Below are 9,723 nucleotides of genomic sequence, written 5' to 3' on the forward strand. Positions count from 1 at the left end.
GCGCGGCAGGAACCTCTCGCCCCGCTCCGCCGCGATCGCGTTCAGGCGATCCGCCTCGTCCTGCGCGGCATGATGCTTCCACAGCTTGACCCAGCCGTGGGGGTTATCCTTCCACTCGGGGAGGAAGCTAAGCGGCGTGCCGCTCGCGTCCACGGGCAGCATCGTGCACGCGGTGAAGTCGATGCCGAGGCCGATGACGTCCGCCGCCGCGACGCCGGATGCCTGCAGCACGGCTGGCACCGAGCGGCGCAGCACCTCCAGGTAATCGTCCGGGTGCTGCAGCGCCCAGTCGTGGCCGAGCTCGATGCCGGAGCCCGGCAACCGCTCGTCGATGACGCCATGCGGGTATGGCGTGACGTGGTCCGCGATCTCGTGCCCGTTCGACAGATCGACCAGCACCGCGCGGCCGGACTGCGTGCCATAGTCGACGCCGATGGCGTATTTTGCGCTCATGCGATCTCTCCTTTACCGGCTGCAGCTTCAGCGGTCAGCATTGACGTGAACTCTGCCAGAGAAGCGGCCGCCGCTCCGCAGCCCCAGTCGAAGATCGTAAACTCGCCCAGTCCGTTCACCGGCGTGCCGTCGTGATGATTGAAGTTCTCCATATGGAAGCCGTAGTCGCGCTCGTCGAACTGCGGATGAACCTGCTCGTACAATCGCATGACAGCGGCATTCTCCGGGCAATACATCATGTAAAAGGAGGCCTCCATCGCCCGAAGAGCCCTTGTCCGGTACCGTAAGTCGCCGGTCAACTCCGCATACGACAGATACGTGAGCGCGAACAAGCTTTGCCTTGCGTCGTTCCATTCGTCGTCCGTGTTCATGACGCCGAAGCCCCCGATCGTCGGCACGGGGATATACGGCGGCTGCCAGATCTGCTGGTAAAGGGAAGCCTCGGCCAGCACCTGCTCGCCCCGTTCCAGCCAGAAGGCCTCGCCCGTCGCCTCGAACAGATCCTTGAACGCCTCGGCCGTCCAGTACATGCCGAAGTTGCATTGATTGTACAGACCGCTGCGCGCATCCCGTTCGCCGTACAGCTTGCCCTCCCACTGGCGGGAACAGGACCAGTAGGTCTCGAAGTCCTCCCAGCGGCCTTCGGGCAGAATATGCGCCGCGACGAACCTGCCGCCTCGCAGCGCCGCCTCGACGTACCGCGCGTCGCCGGTCAGCCTGCCGTACAGGCAGAGCAGCATGACATGCGCGCTCGTCTCCGGGCTGACGGCAAGGAAAGGCGACGCCTCGCGCGTATCCGGCCGCACCCAGGCCGGGAATCCGCCGTCCTCCCGCTGAAGCTCCAGCAACGCGTCTGCGTAGGCGCGGACGTACGGCAAGATGCGCGCGTCCGCGCCGATATCCCGATACCATTTCAGCAGCCAGTAGCAGGTCCAGGAAGCGTCCAGCAGATGCACGAATTCCTCGTGTCCGTGCGGCCGGCGAGGCCCCGACATGTACCAGCGCCCCGTCTCCCAGGCGCTGTCCTCGCCGGCCTGATAGTAGCCCGGGAACAAGCCCCGCGTCTGCGGCGCGGCCAGCGCGAAGTTGAGCGCGAGACCCGCCTTGGCGAGCCAGTCGTCGCGGTCCAACCGCCTGCCCCAGCTCGCATAGCCGTAGGCGCTGCGCAGGCAGCAGAACCAAGCCTGATTCCACAGGCTTTTGGGCTCTCGCCAGCTGTCCTCCCTCCCGCCTCCCGGCTTCTGCCTGGCCGTCACGAGGAAGGCTACGCCGCCCGCCTCGATCCCGCCCAGCCGGAATTGCTGCCAGCTCACGCCGCCCCACCGCTCGAACGCCCAGCCGTAGGCATGGGCGACATACGGCTGCATGGCTTCGGCCCTTGCCAAACTTGCCGCCGCAGCTGCTTCACCTGGCACACCTGCGACACCTGCCACGCCTGCTGCACTTGCGACGCTTGCCGCACTTGCGACGCTTACCTCACTTGCGACGCTTGCGACGCCTGCCGCACATGACATGCTCGCTTCGCTTGAAGCCTCCGCTCCGGCATCCGCCCCCGGCTCCGCCGGCGCCATCCGGCGCCCGCCCTCGAGCGCCCACAGCAAGCGCTCCACGCGGCGGAAATCCCGCCCCGCCGCGTCCGGCGCCTTGCGCCAGGAGGCGAGGCGTAACCGTACGCGCAGCGCGCGGTCCAGCGGGTGAGCCAGCGGCGTCAGCCGGTAGTAGACATGGCCCGTTTCCTCATAATCGCAGCCCCCGTACATCAACGTACGGTCTTCGGCCGTGTAGTCGCATATATGCGGCAGCAGCCGTTCGCCCCCGACGCTGTCCAGATCCGGCAGCAGCGCCGTCATGCGGTCCTCGTCCTCGAAAATAATCGCCGGCGAGCGGAACGCCTTGTCCCCGATCGCCATGCCGGCCTCCGGCGACAGATGCGGCTTCCAGACGCAAGCCAGCGGCTCGGCGACCGGCAGCAGCAGCTGCCAGCCCGCAAGGCGCAGCGTCCCGCCCGCAGGCGGCGCGATCTCGATCTCCAGCGTCGCCAGCTCCAGCGTATCCGCGCCAGCCTCCGCAGCCGCATCGTCCCCTGCCTCGCGGCGGATCGTCAGCGTCGCGGTCGCACCGCCTGAGAGCGCCGCCATCTCGGCGCCGAACGGCCGATCGCCGCCGGGCATCCCCTTCGCCTCGCGCCATACGACCGGCGCCGCTTCGCCGCCGCGATCCAATCCCAGGTCGCCGCCGGCCGCCGGCCGCGCCTCCGACCCCTCCGTCGCCTCGGCCCACTTGACCGTCCACTCTCCCGTCAGCCACTCCGGCAGTCCCGCTTTCATCGTCGTCACCCTTTCACCCCGGACATCGTAATGCCTTGAACGTAATAGCGCTGCAGCAGCACGAACACCGCCAGGATCGGCACCGAGCTGATGGTGGTCGCCGCCATGATCTTGCCCCATGAGATGCCGCGCAGCGACTGGAAGGAGGAGATCGCCACCTGGATCACCTGGCGCTGCTCCTCGTTGATGACGACGAGCGGCCAGAGGAATGAATCCCACTGGTTCAGGAACGTCATGATGCCGAGCGTGATGAGCGCGGGCACCGCCGCCGGGAGCACGATCACGCCGAAGATGCGCGGCCAGCGGGCGCCGTCCATCCGAGCCGCGTCGAGGATATCGCGAGGGATGTCGGCAAAAAACTGGATGAGCATGAAGATGCCGAACACCCAGACGATCTGCGGGAAAATGAGCGCCTTGTAGCTGTTGATCCAGCCGAGATCCCGCATCAGCAGATACTGCGGAATCATGATGACCTCGTAGGGAATGACGAGCGACGACAGGAAGAGCGCGAGCAATCCCTTTTTAAACGGAAAACGCAGCTTGGCGAATGAAAAAGCCGCCATCGCGTTGACGAGCAGGCCGGCCGCGGTCACGACGAGAGCGACCGACAGCGTGTTGAGCAGATACCGCCCGAACGGCTTGGCCGGATCGAGGAAGATGTCGCGGTAATTCTGCAGCGTCCAGTCGACCGGCAGGAACAGCCCGCGACCCAGCTCGGTGTACCGGAAAATCTCATCGTGCGTGCGAAACGAGCTCATGACCATCCAGTAAATGGGGAACAGGGAGACGACCGCCACGAGCAGCAGCGTCGCCCATCGCAGGGTAAATCCGATCGGTTTTCTCATATGGCGCATGACAGCCTCCTCCTAATACTCGACGTCGCTGCGGAACAGGCGCAGCTGCACGGCCGAGATCGCCAGCACGAGCAAGAAAAACAAGAACGCGGCCGCCGCGGCGTAGCCCATGTTCATCTGCTTGAAGGCCGTCTCGTAGATGAAATGCACGACCGTGCTCGTCGAGCCGGCCGGTCCGCCGCTGGTCGTGATGTAAATCGGAATGAATATCTTGAGCGCGTCCATCGTCGTGATGATGACGACGAAGGCGAGCGTCCGCTTGAGCAGCGGGACCGTCACGTAAAAGAAGCGCTGGAACGGTCCGGCCCCGTCGACGTGCGCCGCCTCGTACAGGTAGTCCGGGATGTTGTTCAGCCCCGCCAGGAAGATGATCATGACGAAGCCCATCGCGCGCCAGATGCAGAGAATGATGATGCCCCACATCGAGATGTTCGGGTTGGACAGAAAGTCTAGCACGGGCAGCCCAAGGCCCTTGAGCACGATGTTCAGCATGCCGTAATCCTTGTTGTAGATCAGCCTGAAGATCGTCGAGGCGATCGCGAACGAGACGGCGACGGGCAGGAAGTACACGGTGCGGAAAAAGCCCACGCCCCTGAACTTGCGCTGGATGAGCAGCGCGAGACCGAGCGAGATCGCCGTCTGCACGGGCAGCACGACGACCGTGAAGTAGAACGCATGGCGCAGGCTCGCGAGGAAAGCGTCGTCCCCGAGCAGCTTGCGGTAGTTGCCGAAGCCGGCGAAGGCCGACTCCGCGGAGATGAGATTGTAGTGGCGGAAGCTGATCCACAGCGCCTGAAGCATCGGATAAAAAATAAAGAGGGCGAGCAGCGCGAAGGCCGGCAGAATGAACAGCAGCGCGGCTTTGGCCTCCTGCCTCTCGTAGGACGCGGATGTGCGCCTTGCCGGCTTGATGGATCTTGCAGGGCTTGCGGGTCTTGGCATACGGTATCCCTCCTTCGTACGTACGGCCGCGGGCGGACATGGCAAGGGCAGGGTCGGTCCTGCCCCCTGCCCCGAATGGATTATTCCTTGCCGAGCGTGGCGATGCCGTCTTCGACCTTCTTGACGGCCTTGGCGAGCGATTCGTCGACGTCGGCATTGCCGAGTCCGACGTCCTCGAACAGCTGGCGGATCGCCTCGCTGATGGCCGGGTAGGCCGGCGTGACCGGGCGCGGATGGCCGTACTTCGCGAGCTGCTCCGCGTAGATGTTCATCGGATAAGCCTTCAGCTCGTCGAAGGCGTCGAACGTCGATTGGCGGGCCGGCAGGTTCTTCGTCTCCTGGTACCAGACCTTCGAGCCTTCGACGCCCGTGACCCAGTTGACGAATTCCCAAGCCTCGTCCGGATGTTCGGACTTGGACGTGATCGCCATGCCCCAGCTGCCGGTCGTGCCGATCATTTTCTTATCCTTCCAGAGCGGCGCGACGTCGTAGTCTTCGCCGAGCTTGAAGTTCGGGAAGTTCTGCTCCTGGTACTGGAACGCGAACGGTCCGTCCACGTGAATGGCGACCTTGCCGTTCCAGAAGGCGTCCTGCGGCAGCTCCTTCGGGGACACCTTGTCCGTGTTGAACAGCCCTTTCCAGAACGTGAGCGCCTGCTTCGACTCCGCCGAATCCAGATAGCCCTTGGCGGTCGTGCCGTCCGGGCTCAGAATCTCAGCGCCGGCCTGCCAGAGGAACGCCATCTCCGAGTAAGGCGCACCTTCGTGGCCCACGAAGCCCCACGGCGTCGGGTTCCAGCCGTAGACGCCCTTGGCCGGATCGTTCAGCTTCTTGGCGGCGTCCAGCACCTGATCCCACGTCCAGGCTTCGTCCACGTTTTTGGAGGGGAGCGGGATGCCCTTCTCCTCGAACATCTTTTTGTTGTAGAACATGACGATCGTTCCCTCGTTGTTCGGCGCGGCGTACATCTTGCCGTCGTAGGTAAGACCCTCGATGACCGGCTTGAGCAGGTCGTCCTTGCTCCCGTCCTTGGCGAAGTAATCGTCGAGCGGGATGATCGCCTTCTGCGCCGCGTAGGAGGCGAGCGTCGGCGCGTCGAGCGCCATGATGTCCGGCGGATTGCCGCCGGCCAGCGCCGTGCGGATCTTGGTCTCGTACTGGTCGTTCGGGATCATCTGGAAGTTAATCTTGATGTTCTTGTGGCTCTCCTCGAACGAGGCGATCAGCTTCTTCAGCGCCTCGGCCTCGGGCGCGTAGTCGTGTCGCCAGAAGGACAGCTCGACGACCTCCCCGTCAGCGGCTTGCGAACCGGACGCGCCGGCTTCGGCGTCGTTGCCGTTGGAATCGCCGCAGGCGGACAGCCCCCCTATAGCCAGCAGAATGCCGAGCGTCAGCGGCCATTTCTTTTTCATGCGTACCCCTCGCCCTTCGATAGTTTGGCTTGCAATCCCATGCTACCACCGGCCGGGCGGTGCCTGAATCCGCTGAGTTCGGATGTTGGCATGCGTTTATTTCGGGTGCGGCTTGCGCCGCCGGGAGCGGACGCGCGCCAGGCTTCAATCGGCCGTCGGGCGCCCGCCCCCCGTCACGTCCGCTTCGCGCAGCCTCGCCCGGTAATCCGCCGGACTCAGGCCGAAGCGCTTTTTGAACGCGGCGCTCAGATAGCTCGCGGTAGAGAAGCCGGTCCACTCGGCAATATCCGCGAGGCGCATCGACGTATCCCGCAGCAGCAGCTCCGCGCGGCTTAGCCGCACCTCCGCCACGTAATCGCTGAACGTCGAGCCGGTCTGCTTTTTGAACAGCTCAGACAGATAGGTGACGTTTAGATGGAAGCGCTCCGCCAGCATCGCCAGGCTGATCTCGTCCTTGTAGGCGTCCTCGATGTGGCGCCGGATCGTCTCGATCAATTCGCTGCCGGCGCTCGGCCTCGCGGCCCGCCCTTCGAGCCCGTCGGCACGGACGATCCGCGATTCCGGTCCCGCGGGCGCGCGGCTCCAAGCCGTCACGGCGGAGAGATAGGCCCGCCGCAGCGCCGTGCTCCCCGCCCCGGCGGGACAGGCGGCGCCGATGCCCGCGACGGCGGCGAGGCGCAGACTCCCGGCGGCGGCCGCCAGGATCGCCTCGGCCAGCCCGGCAAGCAGCGCCTCGCTCTCCGCTTCGGTCGCGGCCGCCGCCAGGAAGAACATGGAGCCCGGATACGCCTTGTCCGTGAACGGCGTCACCTGGCCGGACCACCGCCCTTGCGCCGCCACCTCCCTGCAGAGCAGCCGAAAAGCGAGCGCGAGGCGCGCGTCGTCCTCCTCGCCGGCCGGCAGGCGGCCGGGCGGCAGCCGGTACTCGACGCCTATGAAGCGCAGCGCGGACGCCGCGCCGTCCCCGGCGCCGAAGCCGGCCAGCTCGAGCCGCCGCGCCTCCTCAAGCCCGGCGGCGCCGAACGCTTCTTCGCCGCCGTAGATGCGTCCGAGCACGTACTGCTCCTGCAGCAGCGGCAGCCGCCGTCTCCACTGCAGGCCCGACGCGTCCCGCGCCCGCGCGGCCTCCCGTTCCTCGTCCAGCTCGCCGCGGACCGTCTCCAGCAGGGCCGTCAGGTCCCTGCGGACGACCGGCTTCAGCACATAGTCGCGCGCCCCGCAGCGCAGCGCCGTCTGGACGTACTCGAAGTCGTCGTGTCCCGACAGCACGACGATGCGCAGCGCCGGATGCAGGCGCTTGCAGGCCTGCAGCAGCTCGATCCCGTCCATGACCGGCATGCGGATATCGGTCAGCAGCAGGTGCGGCCGCTCGCTCTCGATGGCCGCGAGCGCTTCCTTGCCGTTGCGCGCTTCGCCGGCGATCTCGTAGCCGAGCCGATCCCATGCTATTTTAAGCCGCAGCCCCCTGCAGATCTCCGGTTCGTCGTCCGCCAGTATGACGCGATACATCGTTCATTCCTCCTTTGCCGGTATGAGCAGCTTGATCGAGGCGCCGCCGCCCGGCGAACGGCCGATCTCCGCGTCGAACGCCTTGCCGTAATACAGCCCGCAGCGCGCCAGCACGTTGCGCAGCCCGATGCTGCTGCCGCCCGCGCTCAGCACGTCGGCCAGATCGCTGCGCGCCATGCCGCGCGCCAGCTCCTCGGCGACGTCGGGCGGAATGCCCGGCCCGTTGTCCGCGACCTCGATCGCCAGGCGGCGTCCCCGCCGGCCGGCACGGACGGTCACGACCGCCTCCCCGCCGCTCTCCGCGCCGAACTTGATCGCGTTCTCCACGAGCGGCTGCAGGATAAACTTGACGATCTGCTGCTCTCCGAGCCCCTCTTCCTCCTCGATGGATACACGGAGCCGGTCCCCGAACCGGACGCTCATGATCGACACGTAATGCCGGATATAACGGAGCTCCTCCTTCAGCGCGACCAGATCGCTGTCCGCGCGCAGCGAATATCGCATCATCTGCCCCAGCCACTCGGTCACGTCGATGACGTCGTCGCTCCGCTCCTGGGCGGACAGGCTGCCGATCGCCTCCAGCGTGTTATACAGAAAGTGAGGGTTGATCTGCATGAGCAGCGCTTTGTACTCGGCGTCCTGCCGCCGCAGGTTGGCCCGGAATTCCGTCTCGATCAACTCGCCGAGCTTGCCCATCATGCTGCTGAACACCTGGGTCACGTAGCCGACCTCGTTGGAGGGGACCGGCAGCCTCTCCATGGGACCGTCGCCGCCGGTCGCAGTCTTGAAGCCGCTGCGCTCCGCGCTCCGCATGGCGCCGGCCAACCGGCTGAGCGGCCGCGCGATGCCCGACGATAGCCCGAAGGCCGCGCCGATCGTCGCGACGAGCAGCAGCGCGCCGACCCACAGCATGGTGTGGCGGACCCAGCTCATTTTCTGAAACAGCTCGTACTTCGGCACCTCGCCGACCAGCACCCAGTCCGCGTTCTTGATCTTGCGGTAGAGGACGATATGCTGGCCGCCCTCGCCTGCCAGCGTGAGCTTGCCGCCGGCCCGTTTGTCCGCCTCGATGGCCGGGAGCGCCCGCTTGAAAAAGGACATATCCGCCGGAACCTGCTGCCGCAGCACCGGCTCGCCGTCGCCGTCGACCAGGTAGACGCCGCCCTGCTCGCCGAACTTGATCTTGTCGAGCGGGTCCTGAATCGAAGAGGTGAGCACGTTGACCTTGAGCACGCCGAGCTTGCGGAAGGAGCTGAGCTGCACGAGGTTGAACAGCAGGCTGTTCACGCCTTCCTCGGTCAAGTAAGCGGGCTGATAGGGATCCAGGTGAGCCGGCACCCAGCGCGTGCCCTGCCGCAGAAAGTCCCGGTACCATACGGTCTGCAGGAACGAAGGGTCCCGGAAGCTCTGGTCGCGGATGCCCACCGCCGTGCCGTTTTTATTAAATAACGTAATGGAGGAAATGGAGGAGTGGTTGAGCGCGATCGAGGACAAATATTTGCGAAGCTCGGCATCGAGCGAGAGGCTGCGTTCGGTCGACAGCTGCGCGTCCATGCGCGCGGATATCCACTGCTGCGTAATCTCGTTGCTCAGCACCTGGTTCGCGACGTCCTCCGCCTGCGTCGTGAGCGTCGTGACGAGGGAAGCGTACTGGTCCATCGTCTGCGAGGTGGACTCCTCGATCGACCTTCCGATGACGCTGTTGGAGATCTGGGTGACCACCGCCACGAGGATCATGAACGGCACGACCAGCAGCACGACGAACGTCAAGGTAAGTCTGGATCGCAAGCTGTATAACAAGGTTCATCGCCCCCGGAAACGTCAACGGCTCCCGTCGGCGCGCGCTTGGAAGGGAGTATGCTTCTACTCTATCAGGAAAGCGCGGCGCGCGGAATCCGATATTTTCGGTCTTGGGCATGCGATATGCTCGGCTGAAACGAAATAGGCCCGCCTTCGCCATCCCTCGAGGGAGGTGCGAATGCGGGCCTGAACATAGCGTTGGATGCCGCGTGCCGCCTTTACTTCGAAGCTTCTTCCTTCAGCGCCTTCAGGCGCTTCATGACGTCGTTCGCGCCGCGGCCGAAGTAATCGTGCAGCGTCCGATATTCCGCGTACAGCCGCTCGTATACCGCCACATTCTCGGGGATCGGCTTGAACGTCTCCTCCCGCACGCGCGCCATCGCCTTCGCCGCGTCGACGACGCTGTCGTAGCCGCCCTTGGCCGCG

At 65.3% G+C, this 9,723-nt stretch carries 7 protein-coding genes and 1 pseudogene; all 8 read right to left on the reverse strand.

What is annotated here, in order from left to right:
* Positions 1-453: FGGY family carbohydrate kinase (locus PQG80_RS28570; protein ID WP_271755252.1), on the reverse strand; the 453-nt coding region annotated here is incomplete at its 3' end.
* The gene (locus PQG80_RS28575; protein WP_271755253.1) at positions 450-2,789 is read right to left on the reverse strand and encodes a hypothetical protein; all 2,340 of its coding nucleotides are present in this window, start codon (positions 2,787-2,789) and stop codon (positions 450-452) included. The genes PQG80_RS28570 and PQG80_RS28575, both read right to left, overlap by 4 nt.
* Positions 2,786-3,634 carry a carbohydrate ABC transporter permease gene (locus PQG80_RS28580; RefSeq protein ID WP_271755254.1) on the reverse strand — a complete coding sequence of 283 codons (849 nt, stop codon included), beginning with the start codon at positions 3,632-3,634 and terminating at the stop codon, positions 2,786-2,788. The genes PQG80_RS28575 and PQG80_RS28580 overlap by 4 nt, the downstream gene beginning before the upstream one ends.
* Positions 3,635-3,646: 12 nt before the next feature.
* Positions 3,647-4,576: a carbohydrate ABC transporter permease gene (locus PQG80_RS28585; protein ID WP_271755255.1), complete on the reverse strand. Its 930-nt coding sequence runs from the start codon at positions 4,574-4,576 to the stop codon at positions 3,647-3,649.
* Between the two features lie 80 nt (positions 4,577-4,656).
* Entirely contained in the window at positions 4,657-5,988 is a 1,332-nt protein-coding gene (locus tag PQG80_RS28590) for an extracellular solute-binding protein (RefSeq protein WP_271755256.1), read from the reverse strand.
* A gap of 144 nt (positions 5,989-6,132) precedes the next feature.
* Positions 6,133-7,497: a response regulator transcription factor gene (locus PQG80_RS28595; protein WP_271755257.1), complete on the reverse strand. Its 1,365-nt coding sequence runs from the start codon at positions 7,495-7,497 to the stop codon at positions 6,133-6,135.
* A 3-nt stretch (positions 7,498-7,500) separates the two neighbouring features.
* Positions 7,501-9,297 carry a cache domain-containing sensor histidine kinase gene (locus PQG80_RS28600; RefSeq protein ID WP_271755258.1) on the reverse strand — a complete coding sequence of 599 codons (1,797 nt, stop codon included), beginning with the start codon at positions 9,295-9,297 and terminating at the stop codon, positions 7,501-7,503.
* Positions 9,298-9,515: 218 nt separating this feature from the next.
* Positions 9,516-9,723, reverse strand: a pseudogene (locus PQG80_RS28605) (ribulokinase); the annotation flags it as partial.

The sequence above is a fragment of the Cohnella rhizoplanae genome (assembly GCF_948329515.1).
Classification (GTDB): Bacteria; Bacillota; Bacilli; order Paenibacillales; family Paenibacillaceae; genus Cohnella; species Cohnella rhizoplanae.

Excerpts from the sequence above, each read along its gene's own strand:
- PQG80_RS28580 (WP_271755254.1), bottom strand. The coding sequence starts at position 3,634 with ATGCGCCATATGAGAAAACCGATCGGATTTACCCTGCGATGGGCGACG.
- PQG80_RS28585 (WP_271755255.1), bottom strand. The coding sequence starts at position 4,576 with ATGCCAAGACCCGCAAGCCCTGCAAGATCCATCAAGCCGGCAAGGCGC.
- PQG80_RS28590 (WP_271755256.1), bottom strand. The coding sequence starts at position 5,988 with ATGAAAAAGAAATGGCCGCTGACGCTCGGCATTCTGCTGGCTATAGGG.
- PQG80_RS28595 (WP_271755257.1), bottom strand. The coding sequence starts at position 7,497 with ATGTATCGCGTCATACTGGCGGACGACGAACCGGAGATCTGCAGGGGG.